Raw genomic sequence first — 16,936 nt, 5'->3', positions numbered from 1 at the left:
TTTGACTTCTATGTTGAAACTGGCAGGTCTCCTGACTTGTTTTTGATTATTTCACCTTCCCAAGACTATTATTGCCAGGTTGACGTTTACGTCAACGGCGGCAATCTCTCAGTGGTATTGCAGAAAATAATAACCTCTACTTGAGGTGCCGATACACGTTCGGCATAAACTTACAGTTGCGGGAACAGTTCTGGAATTTCACCAGATTCCCTTTTAATTGGCGAAGCCATCCCAAACTTAATTTGGGATCTTATAAATGAATATCCCAATTTTGGTTTTTGTGACATCGTCAAACCTAATTTCACTGCGAAAGTAGACATTATATATCTAGGATTTACTTTAAACTTTAAATAATCTTACTTTTGAGTCCATAATAGATTTTTAAGCATTAAAAATGAGATTATTTATTTATGTGTTACTTTTCTTCGCTTTTGCTTCTTGTAAAAGTGAACCTGCCAAACAATTAATTGAAAACACTGTAGGAAAAGCTTTAGAATTGAAATATGCAGATGGTTTTACAGTAAAAGACTATGGTTCATATGTAACCATAAAAATCTATAAACCATGGCCAAATGCAAAAAAGGTCTTCAGATATGCTATCCTAAAAGACGATAAAAACATAAATTGGTCATTAGAGAAATCTAGATTTGACTTTGTTATTTCAGATGACATAAAAAAAATAGTTGTCACCTCAACAACGCATATACCAGCCCTAGAACTCTTGGGAGTAGAGCAAACTTTAGTTGGCTTTCCTGGAACAAATTATATCTCTTCAAAAAAAACTAGACAACGTATAGACGAAGGCCATATTAGAGAGTTAGGAAAAAATGAAGGTATTAATACCGAAGTTTTATTAGAACTAAATCCAGATGTAGTGATTGGTTTTGGTGTAGACGGAGTTAATAAAACCTTTGAGACTATAAAAAAAGCTAGTATTCCTGTTATTTATAATGGTGATTGGGTTGAATCTTCCGCATTAGCAAAAGCTGAATGGATTAAGTTTTTTGGAGTTCTTTTTAATAAAGAGAAAGAGGCTGACTCTATTTTCAATAAAATTGAAAACGATTATTTAGCTGCTAAATCTATTGCAACAGAAGCAAAACGCAGACCAACTATTTTAAGCGGAGCCATGCACAAAGAAGTGTGGTATATGCCAAATGGCTCAAGTGCAGAAGCACAATTTTTAAAAGACGCTAATGTAGATTATCTCTGGAGTAACACTTCTGGCAACGGGAGTTTAGCCTTAAACTTTGAGGTTGTTTTAGATAAAGCAAAAGATGCTGATATATGGTTAAATCCTTCTTACTACACAAGTTATAGTCAACTTAAAGAGGCAAGCAATCTATACTCCAACTTTAGTGCTTTTAAAAATAAATTGGTTTACACGTTTTCTAATACTACCGGAGCTACTGGAGGTGTTTTATACTATGAACTCGGCACCACAAGACCAGACATAGTTTTAAAAGATATTATTAAAGTCTGCCATCCCGAACTTTTAGAAGATTACACTCCTTACTTTTTTAAAAAATTAAGTGATTGATGTTATTGTAAGCATAGCAAAGCATCTTTTATAGTATTTTTGATAAAAATTGAGATTCCTCGTTCCTTGGAATAACAAACAGCTTTGAAAACGAATTATACATACACCTTTGTAATTTTATCAGTCTTATTAACTGTATGTTTCTTCATTAACTTAAGTGTAGGTTCTGTGTACATTCCGTTGAAGAGTATTTTTAACAGCCTATTTGGAACGATTGAAAACTCAACATGGGAGGTTATAGTTACTGATTATCGCCTACCAAAGGCCATTACTGCTATTCTTGTTGGCTCAGGTTTAGGTATTTCAGGATTGTTGATGCAAACATTATTTAGAAATCCTTTAGCTGGCCCTTTTGTGCTTGGTATAAGTTCTGGTGCAAGTTTAGGAGTAGCATTGGTAATTTTAGGATCGGGCTTATTTGGTAGTCTTCTTGCTACTGCATTAATTTCAAAATGGAGTATTGTCATCGCTTCTAGTTTAGGTAGTTTTTTAGTGCTTTTGGCCGTATTAGCCGTATCTAGTAAAGTAAGGGATACTATGGCTATTTTAATCATTGGCTTAATGTTTGGAAGTATTACGGCTGCTGTTGTTAGTGTACTCTCCTACTTTAGTTCAGCCGAACAGCTACAGCAATATATTTTTTGGGGCTTTGGCAGCTTAAGCAATTTATCTTGGGCAGAACTCACCCTTTTCTTTGGCATATATCTCCTTGGTATAATTCTAAGTATAGCGTCTATAAAAGGATTAAATGGTTTATTATTAGGAGATCATTACGCAAAAAGTTTGGGTTTAAATCTTAAGCAAAGTAGACTCGTATTAATCCTAGCTACAAGTTTAATTGCTGGCACCATAACCGCATTTGCAGGGCCCATTGCATTTATTGGTTTGGCCATTCCGCATTTAACACGACAGATTTTTAAAACTTCAAACCATAAGATATTGTTGCCTGCCGTATTTTTATTTGGAGCATTAGTTATGTTGGTCTGCGACAGCATAGCACAACTACCAGGGAGTGATTACACCTTACCTATTAATGCTATAACAGCTTTGGTGGGAGCACCTGTTGTAATTTGGCTATTAGTAAGGCAACGAAAAATGATGTTTTAAGATATGAAAGAAACAATAACTTGTCATCCTGAACTTGATTCAGGATCTCATGAGATTTTGAATCAACACTTCGATATGCTCCGTGTGACAGTTCATGATGACAAAATTTATTCTAAATTTTGAATTCAGAAAACAATAATACCATCCTAAAAGCAGAACAGCTTTCAATAGGTTATAAAACCAAAAAGGCTGATACAATTATAGCTTCAAAAATTAATTTTGAATTAATAAAAGGTCAGCTTATTGGCTTAGTTGGTGGCAATGGTATTGGCAAATCAACATTGTTAAGAACACTCATTAAGTTGCAACCAGCACTTTCTGGCTCTGTACTATTAAACGGACAACCACTAGAAAACATATCTAATTTAGAATTAGCAAAACAACTCAGCATAGTCTTAACAGAACCATTGAGCTCTAAAAATCTTAGAGTGTCTGAACTTGTAGCTCTAGGACGACATCCTTACACCAATTGGATAGGTAATACAACTAAAAATGACAAGACTATCATTTCTAATGCCATAGACTTGGTAAATATTACGACTTTAAAAGATAAGTGGTGTTACGAACTTAGTGACGGACAACTGCAAAAAGTAATGCTTGCCAGAGCATTAGCGCAAGACACAGATATTATTATTTTAGACGAGCCAACCACCCATTTAGACATGTATCATAAAGCATATATTTTAAAATTACTACAAAAGCTAACCAAAGAAACAGGTAAAACGATTCTTTTTTCTTCGCACGAAATTGATTTAGCGATTCAATTGTGTGACCATATGATTGTTATGACTGACGACAAAGTCATATATAATACGCCTTGTAATCTTATATCTAATGGTGTTTTTGATACTTTATTTCCAAAGGATTTAATAGCGTTTGATAATTCAACGGGAAGCTTTCGTGTTAATAAATAATGTTATTTAGAGTGTAGCGAAGAATCTCAATTTAAAAGAGATTCTTCAGTCATTTCATTCCTTCTAAATGACAAATCAATTATCTTTGATAAAATCTCATTCTTTATATGAACGATACTATAATTCTCTTAATTGTAATAGTTATTTCAGCCGCAGTTGGTGGTTATTTAGGCATGCTTTTCACAAAACTTAAAACTAAAAGTGAGCAAAGTACACTTGAGGAACGCCAAAATCAATTAGGGCTTACCATAAATGAATTAAAGGACACTATTTCTAAAATTGAAAATGAGCGCGAAACCATCCGTAAAGAAAAAGAATTTTTAAATACCGAACTTTCAAAACGAAATACAGAATTTAAAAATCTGCAGCAGCAGAACCTTAAACGCGATGAAGAATTAGCCAAACAGCAAGAACAACTAAGAAAGGATTTTGAATTAATGGCTTCTAAAATTCTAGATGAAAAATCAGAAAAATTTACCCTTCAAAATAAAGAGAATATCAAAACTATTTTAAACCCTCTTGAAGAAAAGATTAAAACTTTTGAAAAGAAAGTTGAAGATTCTCAAAAGGAAAGTATTAGTATGCATTCTGCACTAAAAGAGCAATTGTTGGGACTAAAAGATCTTAATCAACAAATGGCCAAAGAAGCTACCAATTTAACCAAAGCTTTAAAAGGTGATAGTAAAACCCAAGGGAATTGGGGCGAATTAGTCTTAGAACGTGTGCTTGAAAAATCTGGGTTAGAAAAAGATAGAGAGTATTTTGTTCAGCAAAACTTTCAGCGCAAAGATGGCTCTAGGGTAATGCCAGATGTTGTGCTTCACCTCCCAGATTCTAAAAAAATGATTATTGACTCTAAAGTATCGCTAACAGATTATGAGCGTATGGTCAATGCCGAGGAAGAGGAACGTCTTGTATTTCTTAAGGCACATGTCAATTCCATCAAAAAGCACGTTGATCAGCTCTCGGCCAAGAACTATCAAGACCTATACGATATAGAATCGCCAGATTTTGTTTTGATGTTTATTCCTATTGAACCTGCATTTGCAGTTGCTATAAATGAAGATAATTCCTTATATAATAAAGCTTTTGAGCAAAATATTGTTATAGTAACTCCATCTACCCTACTAGCCACACTGCGTACCATAGACACTATGTGGAATAACGAAAAACAACAACAAAACGCTATTGAAATTGCCAGACAGGCTGGTGCGCTTTATGATAAATTTGAAGGTCTGGTTACTGACTTAACTGGTGTAGGCAAAAAAATAGATGCGGCAAAAAATGATTATTCTTCTGCCATGAACAAATTGGTTGAAGGTAAAGGCAACCTCATCTCTCGCGTAGAAAATATTAAAAAAATGGGAGCTAAGGCCAAAAAATCACTTCCAGAAAGTATTATTAAAAGAGCTTCTGAAGACTTATAAAATAAAAGATGATGTACAAAACTGTAGATTCTTCGAGGGTTAATATTTCGCAATTAATGCAACCATCGCATTCTAACTTTAGTGGTAAAATACATGGAGGTTATATTTTAAATCTAATGGACCAAATTGCTTTTGCTTGTGCGTCTAAACATTCTGGCACCTATTGTGTTACAGCCTCAGTAGATACTGTAGATTTTATTAACCCTATTGAAGTTGGTGAATTAGTAACCATGAAAGCTTCTGTTAATTTTGTTGGTAAAACCTCAATGGTTATTGGTATAAGAGTTGAATCTGAACATATTCAAACTGGTAAAATAAAACATTGCAATTCGTCTTATTTTACCATGGTTGCAAAAGACGATTATGGAAAATCTACCGAAGTCCCAGGGCTTATTTTAAATGATAATATTGAAGTAAAACGGTTTTTAAAAGCGATTAAACGTATTAAAACCAAGCGTGAGCGAAAGTTAGAGTTTGAGAGTACCACTTTTTCTTTAGAAGATTATCTCGAAGAATTAAAAGGCTACCGTGTAAAAATAGAATTACCAGAATATTAAACCAAAAAGAGAATGTCTGAAACGTATTGTTTTCTGTCTTTTAGAGCGTAGTCGAGACATCTAAAATTTTGATTACCAGATCATTTCAACTACGTTCAATTTGACTGTTTGTAGTTTTACCGACTTTTTAGACAGCCTCTTTTAATAGCATTACTTATTATTTTGCTACTGCTTAATAAAACGTTTTGTCTGTGTGGTTTCATCGTTAGAGACTCTTACCAAATAGACTCCACTTTTCCAATTAGAAACATCAATACTTGTTTCTAAACGATTTATAGATTTTTTGTAGATCCGCTTCCCTAGGACATCATAAACTTCGAGATTTAAAATAGCACTAAAACTATTCAACTTAAGATTTAATTTATCTTTTGCTGGATTGGGTGAAATGCTGAATTCACTCAACGCATCTTTTGGCTGATTTTGCGTCGTAGTATTTTGCGCAAAACTAAAAGATACACTTATAAAAAGTAATAAAACTAGTAATTTTGTTTTCATTGATTTGGGATAAATGAAACGTAATTTATTAAAAAAATCAATACATCGAAAACGTTTTATTAAAATTTTATCTTTTTCGCATCAAAATATGCCCTTATTATTTGGCAAATAGCATATATCAAACGATTCAACAAAAAAACTATTTCAACAAAAAAATTAAATACGCTATAATTTCTACAAGCTAAATGCTCTTATTAAATTAAATCCAAAAAATATATCTCCGCTACCACTATCTCCCCTAGCTTGCCCTAGGAAACCATTAGAAAAAATGGCCTGAGCGTTGGGAAAAGTAACAGATCTTAGTTTAAATGATACTATTGAAATAAAACAGTTTTAAAAACACTTCTTTATGGTCGTAAAACAAAACATAATTATAAACTTGTGAAACTAAAAAGAGTAACCTAATAAAGGTTGCTTTTCTTAAAATTATTAAGTTATTGCTTTATAAAACGTTTAGTTTGTATGGTTTCATTATTAGAGACCCTAACTAAATATACTCCACTTTTCCAATTAGAAACATTAATACTTGTTTCTAAACGATTTATAGATTCTTTGTAGATACGCTTTCCTAAGACATCATAAACTTCGAGATTTAGACTAGCATTAAAACTATTCAATGTAAGATTTATTCTATTTGTTGCTGGATTTGGTGAAATCACAAAATCGTTATCACTTACAGATAATTCTGAAGTACTTAAGGTAGAATTTGCAGTAACATTATCAACTTGTATCGTTGATGCTATAATATCTGCATTTTGCCAAGTAGGCGCACTACTACTTAGAATTCTTAATGTGGTTACATTAGCTAAAACACTCGCTACATCTCCTGTACCACTAATTAAAGTAAAAGAAGCTGGGTCAACAGGAATACTAATAGATGTCCATATACCATTAGCGTTTAAAGCCACTGGATTTGTTGAGCATATCCTTGTACCATTACTCCCTTGCATGGCTAACCTAAGGTTAAGATCATTGGTTTGCACTCTTACATCCATATCTATACTACCTATAGTCTCAGATGTAAAATTACCACTCCATTGCTGCCCTTGCGAAAAGAAAATCATTTTACTCGCTACGTTTCCACTACCTGTTGAGGTATATTGAAGACAATTATCTCCTTCTCCATTAGGTCCTGCATCTGCTATATTCATAGGTGATTGTGCTGCATTTGCCGCATTACCTATACGCCAGTTTTGAGTCGTACCGTCTTGAAAATCATCTATCTGGTTAGCGCCTATTTGAGCAACCATAACAGTAGTGATTAAAAAACTTAAAAAAAGTAAAATTGTTTTCATAAACATAGATCTTTTAATGAAGTAAGGTAGTCTATTTTAATGAGATTTACTTACAATACATCATAAACCGTACCTTTTATTTACTCAGATACATTTTTCGTCTAGAGTATAAGTCATAAAACTCATCCTCTTTTAAGCTATCTATAAATAATATACTTTCACCTGTACTCTTCATTTCTGGCCCTAATTTTTTATTCACATTAGGGAATTTATTAAATGAAAATACGGGTTGTTTAATAGCATAACCCTCTAATTGTGGATTAAAATTAAAGTCAGTAACCTTATTTTCTCCAAGCATTACTTTTGTTGCATAATTTACATACGGCTCTTTATAGGCCTTAGCAATAAATGGAACCGTACGAGATGCTCTTGGGTTAGCTTCAATAATGTAAACGGTATCGTCTTTAATAGCAAACTGAATATTTATTAAACCTACCGTATTTAATGCTCTAGCAATAGTATGCGTATGATCTATAATTTGCTGCATTACCAAATCTCCAAGATTAAATGCAGGTAAGGTGGCATTACTATCGCCCGAGTGAATACCACATGGCTCTATATGCTCCATAATACCTATAATGTAAACATTACCATCGGCATCGCAAATAGCATCGGCTTCTGCTTCAATAGCACCATCTAAATAATGATCTAATAATAGTTTATTATTAGGAATTTTACGTAATAAATCAACAACGTGCTCTTCTAATTCTTGTTTGTTGATGACAATCTTCATCCCTTGTCCTCCAAGTACGTAAGATGGTCTTACAAGGATTGGAAAATCTAAACGGTCTGCTATGGCTAAAGCCTCATCTGCAGTTTCTGCCGTATCAAACTCTGGGTAAGGAATATTATTTTCTTTTAGTAATGTTGAAAAACTCCCTCTATCTTCTGCTAAATCTAGAGCTTGGAAACTTGTGCCCATAATCTTAACACCATAGCGCTCTAATTTTTCAGCAAGCTTTAAAGCAGTTTGCCCGCCTAATTGCACAATAACGCCTTCTGGTTTTTCATGCTGAATAATATCATATATATGTTCCCAGAATACAGGTTCAAAATAAAGCTTATCTGCAATATCAAAATCGGTAGATACGGTCTCTGGGTTACAATTTATCATTATAGTTTCGTACCCACATTCTGATGCTGCTAAAACACCATGTACACAACAGTAATCAAACTCAATACCTTGTCCTATTCTATTGGGACCAGAGCCTAATACAATTATTTTCTTTTTATCGGTAACCTCACTTTCATTGGCAACAGAAACTGTTCCGTCTGCAGTTTCCATTTCACTTTCAAAGGTTGAATAGTAGTAAGGTGTCTGCGCTTTAAATTCGGCAGCACAAGTATCTACTAATTTATAAACACGATTAATATTTAATTCGCTACGCTTATTATACACTTCACTTTCTAAACAGCCTAGCATGTGTGCTATTTGTCTATCTCCATAGCCCTTTTGCTTGGCTTCTAATAATAAGTCTCTATCGATGGTTTCAATATCATAAGTAGATATTTCTTTGTGTAATTGAAATAATTCTTCGTATTGCTTTAAGAACCACATGTCTATTTTTGTGATCTCAAAAATTCTACTTAATGGAATACCAATTTCTATGGCATCGTAGATTGCAAAAACACGATCCCAACTTGCATATTTAAGTTTGTTGATAACGGTATCATAATCCTTATAACCTTTACCATCTGCTCCTAAACCATTTCTTTTTATCTCTAAAGACTGTGTCGCTTTATGTAAAGCTTCTTGGAAAGAACGACCAATAGCCATTACTTCACCCACGGCCTTCATTTGAAGCCCTAATGTTCTGTCAGAGCCTTCAAACTTATCAAAATTCCAGCGTGGTATTTTTACAATAACATAATCTAATGTTGGCTCAAATAAAGCCGATGTAGATTTTGTAATTTGATTATTTAATTCATCTAATGTGTAACCTAATGCCAACTTTGCTGCAATTTTAGCAATTGGGTAACCCGTTGCTTTACTTGCTAACGCTGATGAACGCGATACACGAGGGTTTATCTCTATAGCAATAATTTTTTCTTCCTCATCTGGGCTTACCGCAAATTGTACGTTACAACCACCTGCAAAATCACCAATACTGCGCATCATATGTATGGCCATATCTCGCATTTTTTGGAAGGTTTTATCTGACAAGGTCATGGCAGGAGCAACTGTTATAGAATCTCCTGTATGGATACCCATAGGATCCATATTTTCTATTGTACAAATAATAACAACGTTATCATTTTTATCTCGTAAGAGCTCTAATTCGTATTCTTTCCATCCCAATAGTGCCTTATCAATCATCACCTCATGGATTGGTGAAATCTCTAAACCACGCGTTAAGGATTCATCAAACTCTGTTTCGTCGTAAACAATAGAAGCTCCTGCGCCACCTAAGGTAAAAGACGCTCTAACACAAAGCGGAAAACCAAACTCTTGCGCAATTTCTTTTCCTCTTAAAAAAGACGTCGCTGGTTCTTGTGGTGCCATGCCAACACCAATTTTTGTCATTAAATCTCTAAACTTCTCTCTATCTTCTGTGATATTAATAGCATCGATATCTACACCAATGATTTCTACATTAAAATCATTCCAAATGCCTTTTTCATCAGCTTCAATACAAAGGTTTAATGCTGTTTGCCCACCCATTGTTGGTAAAACTGCATCAATTTGAGGATGCTCCTTAAGAATCTTAATTATAGATTTGGTGTTTAGGGGTAGAAGATAAACATGATCGGCCATTGTCGGATCCGTCATAATAGTTGCAGGATTAGAGTTGATGAGAATAGTTTCTATCCCATCTTCTCGTAACGAGCGTAGTGCTTGAGATCCTGAGTAATCAAATTCACAGGCCTGACCTATAACGATTGGACCAGATCCTATAAGTAAAATAGATTTAATGTTTTTGTTCTTTGGCATGAGTTTTTCTTTTGAATTGCAAAAATAAATATCAGTAGGGTATAAAAAAAGGCGTTACACCTAAGTAACACCTCTAAAATATTAACAATTGTTAATCATTATTTTTTATGTCTTAATTCTGAAGATACAGACAATTTCTTTCTTCCTTTAGCTCTTCTACGTGCTAAAACTTTTCTTCCGTTTACAGAAGCCATTCTTTCTCTAAAACCGTGCTTGTTTCTTCTCTTTCGCTTTGACGGTTGAAACGTTCTTTTTGGCATGTCTTATCTTTTTAAAGTCTTTATTGTAAAGTTATGTTTTGTAGCTATCTCAAAACTGCGTGCAAATATACAACAAGTTTTTACTTTAGCAAGTCTGTAAATAAAATTATTTCTGTAGAAATTTATTAACTTTGCCATCCTTTAAATTAAACACCTTTATGTTCAATAAAAATATAAAATTAGTTCTTGCAGGTTTAATAATAGCCTTTGCCGTATATCAGTTTATCCAAGGTTATATCGGTAATGGCATTATGTATTTATTATTATCCTTAGTATTTATTTTCTTTTACTTTAAAAACGAAATGATTCTTTTGGCATTTTTAAAACTGAGAAAGCAAGATTTTGAAGGTGCTAAAAAATGGTTAGATAAAATTAAAAATCCTAAGGGTGCTTTAGTAAAAAAACAGCAAGGCTACCTCAGTTACCTTAATGGTATTATGGTTTCGCAAACCAATATGAACGAGGCTGAAAAACACTTTAAAAAAGCTATAGATTTAGGTTTATCTATGGATCATGATTTAGCAATGGCTAAACTCAACTTGGCTGGGATTGCATTTTCTAAGCGCAGAAAACAAGAAGCACAAAAACTATTGGCAGAAGCCCAAAAACTAGACAAACGCGATATGCTTGCAGACCAGATAAAAATGATGAAACAACAGATGAAAAAAGCCGCAATACCAAAACAACATTACGGACAGCCAACCTCTGCAAGACAAAACCGAAGAAGTAGACGGTAATTTATAACAAGGGTGCTGCTAATCTTGCAACGGCTTCTTTAAACTTAGTGATTTTAGAACGTTGTTTCCAGTCGTTATAATCAATGAACTCCGCATTGGTAATATCTTCATTAAACATAGCTGTGAGATCTTTACTAAAGGCTTTATCATACACCAAAGCATTAATTTCAAAATTAATATTAAAGCTTCTGTAGTCCATATTTGCAGTTCCTACTGTACCAAAAACACCGTCCACTACCATGGTTTTTGCATGGATAAACCCTTTGTTATATTGATAGACTTCAACACCAGCCTCTAAGAGTTGCCCTATATATGAGTTGGTTGCATATTCGGCCACCCAAGAGTCCGACTTTTTAGGAACAATAATTTTAACTTCAACATTACTTCGAGAAGCCACTTTTAAGGCGGTAATAATTTCATCATTAGGAATAAAATAAGGGGTTGTAATGTATATAGTGGACTCAGCATTGGTAATGGCTACAAAAAAAGCTTCCATAATATTAGACCAATCTGTATCTGGGCCACTTGCTGCAATTTGTACTGGAGTTTGATGCTTAATGTTTTGATCGGGAAAAAAGAGTTTTGAAATTTTTAATTCGGTATTAGCAGCAAAATCAAATGATGTAAAAAACAGTATTTGCAAATGTTGTACAGCCTCACCAACCACTCGCAAATGCGTATCTCGCCAATACCGCTTATTATTTGCATTCACATAATCGTCTGAAATATTTATACCACCAATATAACCAATCTTACCATCTATAACTACTATTTTCCTATGGTCTCGGTAATTCATTTTACCCGTTGTATTGGAAAATAAAACTGGCATAAATGAATGCATGTCTACACCTGCTTTGTTAAGTTTAGTTTTCATGCGTGACGAAATGCTACTCCCTACATCATCTATAACCACTCTAACTTGCACACCATCTTTAGCTTTTCTGCATAATATCTCTAATAGTTCAGTTCCTATGTTGTCATCCCTTACAATAAAATATTCTAAGTGAATATGATGCTCAGCATTGCTAAGATCTTTAAAGAGTAATTTAAATTTTTCATCACCATCTTTTATGAGTTTTACATCATTATTAATGCTCATTTTTGAATTCTCATTATTGTAAAGCAGTGCAATTAGCTTTGATTTTTCATTTAATAAATCATCAACTTTATTAATGGCTTTTTTATTAAGTTCTAACGCATCCTGAATTTTTTTTACAACCGACTGATTTAAAACATTTTTACGATTAAATATTTTTGTTTTTCGGTATTCTAAACCAAATAGATAATAGAATATTAAACCAACAAAGGGTAGTACTAATAGTGCAATAATATAACTTAAGGTCTTTGTTGGGTTAAGTTTTTTAAATAATATGGTTAAAACAGCAGAAAGGGCCAAAACATAGTTTAGCCCTATTAAAATCTGCCAGATATGATTCTTAATATATTCCAATTCTAAGGCTTCGTTTTATAATAGCCTTCCTTAGGAATTTGTAGTGTATACAATTTGCGAGACTTATTGTTAAGGTGACCTTCTCTTAACCAAGGATTGTGTAATTTTAATATTTTATAATTAATCCCAAAGCGCTTAGCAAACTGGGAAAAATCAGCAACGGCTGTATCTATCTCTACTCTATAAGTAGGTATATTATTGTATAAATCGCTTTTATTAAAGTTAAAACCATATTGAGACGGATTGTTAAGAATTTCTTTTAAGGCTACAATCCTAAACATATAGCGTCCTGTTTCTTCTCCTAAAAGCAAGTCGTAATAATCATTAACTCCTTGCTCTCTTAAACGTTTAGAAATACCTGCATTACCAGCATTATAAGCTGCTGCGGCTAAGGTCCAAGACCCTAACTGGGCTTTTGCTCTGTTTAAGTATGTACAAGCCACCTCAGTTGCTTTCTCTAAGTTATAACGCTCATCAACATTGGTATTGACTTCTAAACCATTTTCTCTACCTGTGGCTTTCATTATTTGCCAAAATCCTCTGGCACCAGCAGGTGATACGGCATTAGTTAACCCACTTTCTATGACTGCTAAATATTTAAAATCGTCTGGGATACCATTCTTTTTTAGAATTGGCTCTATAATAGGAAAATACTTTTGAGCGCGCTTAAACATTAATAGTCCGTTAGACTGCCAATAGGTATTGACTAAAAGCTCCCTATCCATGCGCTCGTAAATATCAGGATTTTCTATAGGTACATACTCACCAGCGAAATTTAATCCCTCTGGCATTTCTAAGGCATAAACATTATAATCGTTAACCAGTGGAGTTTCTTTACCTATCATTTCGTCAGATGGTGCTTTTTGCATTGAGAATACAAAAAGTGCCAAAATACAGACTAAACCGATTGCGGCTAAAACATTTTTTAAGATTTGCATGGCTTTATTTTTTTTTACAATGTAATAAACTATTTAATTCTTTCAAATTGAAGATTCTATAAGTTTTGGTAAGTTTTTGTTAAACCATTTATATTTATTAATAATCAATATGTGCGTACCGCCTTTTATAACAATACAATTACCTCCACAAGAATGCGGAAATACAATATCCTTGTCTCCATGAATATATATCGCCTTAGGATGCGGCTTTTCTTGCTCCCAACACACCACTTGCTTTATAGCCCAATCTAAATACGTTTTATCACTAACGGAAAGATACTTTTTATAAAGTGTTACACGCTTCTTTATAGTTTCGCCAAAGGCATATTTAGCTAATAAATCAATATTGCTTACCAACTGGGTAGGTAAAAACCTATAGGCCCTAGTGTGCTTTAGTAATTTTAAGCGTTTAGGTAATTCATAATGCGATTTTACACTAGACACAACAAATAAGCATTTTAGACTTAAAAATTTACTCATTTCTTGTACTAGCATACCTCCAAAAGAAACACCTAATAAAACGACATTATCGTGTTTAATAAATTTGCACATACGCTTTGCATAGGCCTGCAAGGTTTCTTCTTTATAAGGAATTTGCCACTCTAACCAATGAATTTTATAGCGATCTTCTGGTAACTTAATGTATTCAAAAATTGTTGGGTTTGCAGCCATACCTGGCATTAAATACACATGCGTCATCTTTATTTCTTTAGAAATTAAGGTATTAAATTGTCTGCTTAAAACTGTGAGTTAAACACTTATAAAATAAGGATTTAACATGCTCTCCTTTATAGTCTCAACGTTTTTTTGTACCTTTGCATTGCAAAACTACTGAAAATGTAGTATCTACTTGCCAACCGTTAACTTAAAAACAAAGAAAATTATGACCGAAGCTACTGAATTGATTGATAATGACTTTCTGCGCCAATATGAACTAAAGGTTGAAGAAGATATGGCTGTAATCGAATACTCTTTGCAAGAGCGTAAGATTTTTTTAACTAAAATGGTGATACCTGAAGCTATTGAATCTACTGAATTTAAAAAAGAATTTTTAGCACTTGTATTTGATGATATTAAAGATCGTAATATCAGTATGGTACCTACAAGTCCTGAAATTGCAAAATTTGTAAGAGGAAATAGAAAATATAAGCGTATGCTACCTGTTGGTATTCGCATATAAATTGAAAAGAAAAAGAAGAAATTCAGTCAAGTCAAAAATCCCAAAACGTTTGTTTTGGGATTTTTTGTTTTATAAGAGTTATTTAAGTCTTTATTGTTTGGTATAAACAATATTTAAATCTATAGTACCCGCTACTTCAAATTCATCATCATAGATTTCAAACTCTTCTTCTAAATCTAAGTTTAGTTCGTTACCATTTAAAGTTCCTACAAAACCTTCTGACTCACCAATTTCTGTGAGAATAACGGGATTATCTACTCTAGTATAAGCCAATGCAAAGGTTTCATCTTCAAACTCACAATTTACTTCAAACTCAAAACTGTCTGTAGTCCCTGACTCTACAAAAATTTCTAAATCTAAAAAAGACGTAGAATTTACTACCGCACCACCATTAGCATCAAAAACAATAGTTTCGTTAGTTAAACAGTTAACTTCATCTAATAAATTAGTACTCGCTGTACCGTCATTATTTAAATCTAAGGGTATACTAGAGTTCCATGCTGTTAATAACCATGTCCCTTCAATAGATGCGTCGCTATTAGTGCTAGCATCATCATCGCTCTCGCAAGAAGTTATTAAAACAAGAGAGGCTAAACTAAATAGAGTAAAAATTAATTTTTTCATTTAAAATATGTATTTGGGTTAGACCACAAATATAAAAATAGAATTGAACTGCGACAATAATCTATGCTATTAGTTCTTCTACAAAATTGAACCGTACTAATCCATCGTCATCAATTTTAGTTAACTTAACCTTATGAATTGTATTTACTAACTCCGGGTTCCACGGTACTTTTACTTTCACATAGTTTTCGGTAAAACCGTTGATATAGCCTTCTTTATTTTCGCCTTCAAATAAAACCGTGCGCTCAGTATCTAATTGTTCTTCGTAAAAAGCGCGTCGTTTTTTAGCGGATAAGCCACGTAACATTTTACTGCGTTTTGCTCTTATAGCCTTAGGTACTACTCCATCCATTTCTGCGGCTTCGGTGTTATCGCGCTCAGAATAGGTGAATACATGTAAGTAAGAGATATCGAGCGCGTTTAAGAAATTATAAGTTTCTATAAAATGGTCGTCAGTTTCACCCGGAAAACCAACAATAACATCAACACCAATACAAGCGTGCGGCATCACTTCTTTTATTTTTAAAACACGATCTACATATAACTCTCGCATGTAACGTCGTTTCATTTTGTTAAGAATAGAATTACTCCCGCTTTGCAGTGGTATATGAAAATGTGGTACAAAAGCTCTAGATTTAGAGACTACATCTATGGTTTCATTCTTAAGTAAATTAGGCTCAATAGAAGAAATTCTGAGACGATCAATCCCCTTGACCTTATCTAATTCTGTAACCAAATCTAAAAAGGTATGCTCGTGTTTTTTATTACCAAATTCACCTTTTCCGTAATCTCCAATATTTACACCAGTTAGTACAATTTCCTTAATGCCTTGTTCTGAAATCTCTTTGGCATTCTTTAATACGTTTTCCATGGTGTCACTACGAGAAATTCCTCTAGCCAACGGAATCGTACAATAAGTACACTTATAATCACAACCATCTTGTACTTTTAGAAAGGCTCTAGTTCTGTCTCCAATAGAATAACTCCCAACATAGAAATCTGCTTCCTCTATTTCGCAAGAATGGACTTCACCAACCCTTCGACTACGCTCAGGATTACTTAGTAATTCATTAATATAATAAGTTACATTAAATTTCTCAGTAGCTCCCAAAACCAAATCCACACCATTTACATCAGCTAATTCTTCTGGTTTTAACTGCGCATAACAGCCAATAGCAGCCACAAAGGCTTCAGGATTTACCTTTTGTGCTTGTTTGACTATGGTTTTAAATCGTTTGTCTGCATTCTCAGTAACAGAACACGTATTAATCACATAGATATCAGCTTTGTCATTAAAGTCCACACGCTCAAAACCCTCATCCTTAAAACTTCTAGCAATTGTAGAAGTTTCTGAGAAGTTGAGCTTACAACCTAAGGTGTAAAATGCGACTTTTTTTGTATCCATTTTTTGTAATCCTGAACTTGTTTCAGGATCTTTTTAAATTTACCTTTACATTTGAAATACAGAATCGTTTCTTAC

Annotated in this window: 17 protein-coding genes and 1 riboswitch; of the genes, 7 read left to right on the top strand and 10 right to left on the bottom strand. The window is 33.5% G+C overall.

All coding sequences use genetic code 11. From position 1 onward, the window contains the following. Positions 1 to 3 precede the first annotated feature (3 nt). Positions 4 to 256: riboswitch (cobalamin riboswitch) on the bottom strand. A 138-nt stretch (positions 257 to 394) separates the two neighbouring features. The 5 genes from Q0800_RS01525 to Q0800_RS01505 all read left to right on the top strand — a co-directional run bounded on the left by Q0800_RS01525 (position 395) and on the right by Q0800_RS01505 (position 5,545). After that, positions 395 to 1,540, top strand: a complete 1,146-nt coding sequence (locus Q0800_RS01525) for an ABC transporter substrate-binding protein (RefSeq protein WP_299126987.1) — start codon at positions 395 to 397, stop codon at positions 1,538 to 1,540. An 84-nt stretch (positions 1,541 to 1,624) separates the two neighbouring features. Next, a complete protein-coding gene (locus tag Q0800_RS01520; protein ID WP_299126986.1) occupies positions 1,625 to 2,647 on the top strand; it encodes an iron ABC transporter permease in 1,023 nt (340 codons plus the stop codon). Positions 2,648 to 2,766: 119 nt separating this feature from the next. Then, positions 2,767 to 3,561, top strand: coding sequence for an ABC transporter ATP-binding protein (locus Q0800_RS01515; RefSeq protein ID WP_299126985.1), 795 nt, complete (start codon positions 2,767 to 2,769; stop codon positions 3,559 to 3,561). A 107-nt stretch (positions 3,562 to 3,668) separates the two neighbouring features. After that, a complete protein-coding gene (rmuC, locus tag Q0800_RS01510; RefSeq protein WP_299126982.1) occupies positions 3,669 to 4,988 on the top strand; it encodes a DNA recombination protein RmuC in 1,320 nt (439 codons plus the stop codon). 8 nt (positions 4,989 to 4,996) lie between these two features. After that, positions 4,997 to 5,545 carry an acyl-CoA thioesterase gene (locus Q0800_RS01505; protein ID WP_299126981.1) on the top strand — a complete coding sequence of 183 codons (549 nt, stop codon included), beginning with the start codon at positions 4,997 to 4,999 and terminating at the stop codon, positions 5,543 to 5,545. A gap of 165 nt (positions 5,546 to 5,710) precedes the next feature. On the opposite strand, the gene Q0800_RS01500 is transcribed toward Q0800_RS01505, so the two are convergent. The 5 genes from Q0800_RS01500 to rpmH all read right to left on the bottom strand — a co-directional run bounded on the left by Q0800_RS01500 (position 5,711) and on the right by rpmH (position 10,527). Beyond that, positions 5,711 to 6,040 carry a T9SS type A sorting domain-containing protein gene (locus Q0800_RS01500; protein ID WP_299126979.1) on the bottom strand — a complete coding sequence of 110 codons (330 nt, stop codon included), beginning with the start codon at positions 6,038 to 6,040 and terminating at the stop codon, positions 5,711 to 5,713. Positions 6,041 to 6,214: 174 nt separating this feature from the next. After that, complete coding sequence (locus Q0800_RS14145; RefSeq protein WP_366518823.1) at positions 6,215 to 6,358, bottom strand: DUF5777 family beta-barrel protein; 144 nt, start codon at positions 6,356 to 6,358, stop codon at positions 6,215 to 6,217. 116 nt (positions 6,359 to 6,474) lie between these two features. Beyond that, entirely contained in the window at positions 6,475 to 7,335 is an 861-nt protein-coding gene (locus tag Q0800_RS01495) for a T9SS type A sorting domain-containing protein (protein WP_299126977.1), read from the bottom strand. 76 nt (positions 7,336 to 7,411) lie between these two features. Beyond that, positions 7,412 to 10,267, bottom strand: coding sequence for a carbamoyl-phosphate synthase large subunit (gene carB / locus Q0800_RS01490; RefSeq protein ID WP_299126976.1), 2,856 nt, complete (start codon positions 10,265 to 10,267; stop codon positions 7,412 to 7,414). Between the two features lie 98 nt (positions 10,268 to 10,365). Next, positions 10,366 to 10,527 carry a 50S ribosomal protein L34 gene (gene rpmH / locus Q0800_RS01485; RefSeq protein WP_138434274.1) on the bottom strand — a complete coding sequence of 54 codons (162 nt, stop codon included), beginning with the start codon at positions 10,525 to 10,527 and terminating at the stop codon, positions 10,366 to 10,368. A gap of 158 nt (positions 10,528 to 10,685) precedes the next feature. Between rpmH and Q0800_RS01480 the strand changes: the two genes are divergently transcribed. After that, on the top strand, positions 10,686 to 11,264 hold the full coding sequence (locus tag Q0800_RS01480; RefSeq protein ID WP_299126974.1) for a DUF2892 domain-containing protein: 579 nt from the start codon (positions 10,686 to 10,688) through the stop codon (positions 11,262 to 11,264). A 1-nt stretch (position 11,265) separates the two neighbouring features. Here the strand turns inward: Q0800_RS01480 and cls are convergent, their stop codons facing one another. From cls to Q0800_RS01465, 3 genes are read right to left on the bottom strand one after another with little or no spacing between them, the layout of a single operon-like run. Next, positions 11,266 to 12,714, bottom strand: a complete 1,449-nt coding sequence (gene cls, locus Q0800_RS01475) for a cardiolipin synthase (RefSeq protein WP_299126972.1) — start codon at positions 12,712 to 12,714, stop codon at positions 11,266 to 11,268. A gap of 2 nt (positions 12,715 to 12,716) precedes the next feature. After that, positions 12,717 to 13,652: a lytic transglycosylase domain-containing protein gene (locus tag Q0800_RS01470; RefSeq protein WP_299126971.1), complete on the bottom strand. Its 936-nt coding sequence runs from the start codon at positions 13,650 to 13,652 to the stop codon at positions 12,717 to 12,719. A gap of 42 nt (positions 13,653 to 13,694) precedes the next feature. Next, positions 13,695 to 14,351 carry an alpha/beta hydrolase gene (locus Q0800_RS01465; RefSeq protein WP_299126970.1) on the bottom strand — a complete coding sequence of 219 codons (657 nt, stop codon included), beginning with the start codon at positions 14,349 to 14,351 and terminating at the stop codon, positions 13,695 to 13,697. 184 nt (positions 14,352 to 14,535) lie between these two features. On the opposite strand from Q0800_RS01465, the gene Q0800_RS01460 reads away from it, so the two are divergent. Then, entirely contained in the window at positions 14,536 to 14,832 is a 297-nt protein-coding gene (locus Q0800_RS01460; protein WP_299126969.1) for an N-acetyltransferase, read from the top strand. 90 nt (positions 14,833 to 14,922) lie between these two features. Here Q0800_RS01460 and Q0800_RS01455 read toward each other — a convergent pair whose 3' ends face one another. Together Q0800_RS01455 and mtaB are read right to left on the bottom strand one after the other, a co-directional pair. Continuing rightward, a complete protein-coding gene (locus tag Q0800_RS01455; RefSeq protein WP_299126968.1) occupies positions 14,923 to 15,456 on the bottom strand; it encodes a hypothetical protein in 534 nt (177 codons plus the stop codon). Between the two features lie 61 nt (positions 15,457 to 15,517). Further along, positions 15,518 to 16,861, bottom strand: coding sequence for a tRNA (N(6)-L-threonylcarbamoyladenosine(37)-C(2))-methylthiotransferase MtaB (mtaB, locus tag Q0800_RS01450; RefSeq protein WP_299126967.1), 1,344 nt, complete (start codon positions 16,859 to 16,861; stop codon positions 15,518 to 15,520). Positions 16,862 to 16,936 lie beyond the last annotated feature (75 nt).

This window comes from uncultured Winogradskyella sp., from assembly GCF_937958655.1.
GTDB lineage: Bacteria > Bacteroidota > Bacteroidia > Flavobacteriales > Flavobacteriaceae > Winogradskyella.
Note: the sequence above shows the minus strand (reverse complement) of the source record. Positions and strands in the feature narration are given on the sequence as shown.

Excerpts from the sequence above, each read along its gene's own strand:
- Q0800_RS01505 (WP_299126981.1), top strand. The coding sequence starts at position 4,997 with ATGATGTACAAAACTGTAGATTCTTCGAGGGTTAATATTTCGCAATTA.
- Q0800_RS01525 (WP_299126987.1), top strand. The coding sequence starts at position 395 with ATGAGATTATTTATTTATGTGTTACTTTTCTTCGCTTTTGCTTCTTGT.
- Q0800_RS01465 (WP_299126970.1), bottom strand. The coding sequence starts at position 14,351 with ATGACGCATGTGTATTTAATGCCAGGTATGGCTGCAAACCCAACAATT.
- Q0800_RS01460 (WP_299126969.1), top strand. The coding sequence starts at position 14,536 with ATGACCGAAGCTACTGAATTGATTGATAATGACTTTCTGCGCCAATAT.
- Q0800_RS01470 (WP_299126971.1), bottom strand. The coding sequence starts at position 13,652 with ATGCAAATCTTAAAAAATGTTTTAGCCGCAATCGGTTTAGTCTGTATT.
- carB (WP_299126976.1), bottom strand. The coding sequence starts at position 10,267 with ATGCCAAAGAACAAAAACATTAAATCTATTTTACTTATAGGATCTGGT.
- Q0800_RS01495 (WP_299126977.1), bottom strand. The coding sequence starts at position 7,335 with ATGAAAACAATTTTACTTTTTTTAAGTTTTTTAATCACTACTGTTATG.
- mtaB (WP_299126967.1), bottom strand. The coding sequence starts at position 16,861 with ATGGATACAAAAAAAGTCGCATTTTACACCTTAGGTTGTAAGCTCAAC.
- Q0800_RS01455 (WP_299126968.1), bottom strand. The coding sequence starts at position 15,456 with ATGAAAAAATTAATTTTTACTCTATTTAGTTTAGCCTCTCTTGTTTTA.
- rmuC (WP_299126982.1), top strand. The coding sequence starts at position 3,669 with ATGAACGATACTATAATTCTCTTAATTGTAATAGTTATTTCAGCCGCA.
- Q0800_RS01480 (WP_299126974.1), top strand. The coding sequence starts at position 10,686 with ATGTTCAATAAAAATATAAAATTAGTTCTTGCAGGTTTAATAATAGCC.
- rpmH (WP_138434274.1), bottom strand. The coding sequence starts at position 10,527 with ATGCCAAAAAGAACGTTTCAACCGTCAAAGCGAAAGAGAAGAAACAAG.
- Q0800_RS01500 (WP_299126979.1), bottom strand. The coding sequence starts at position 6,040 with ATGAAAACAAAATTACTAGTTTTATTACTTTTTATAAGTGTATCTTTT.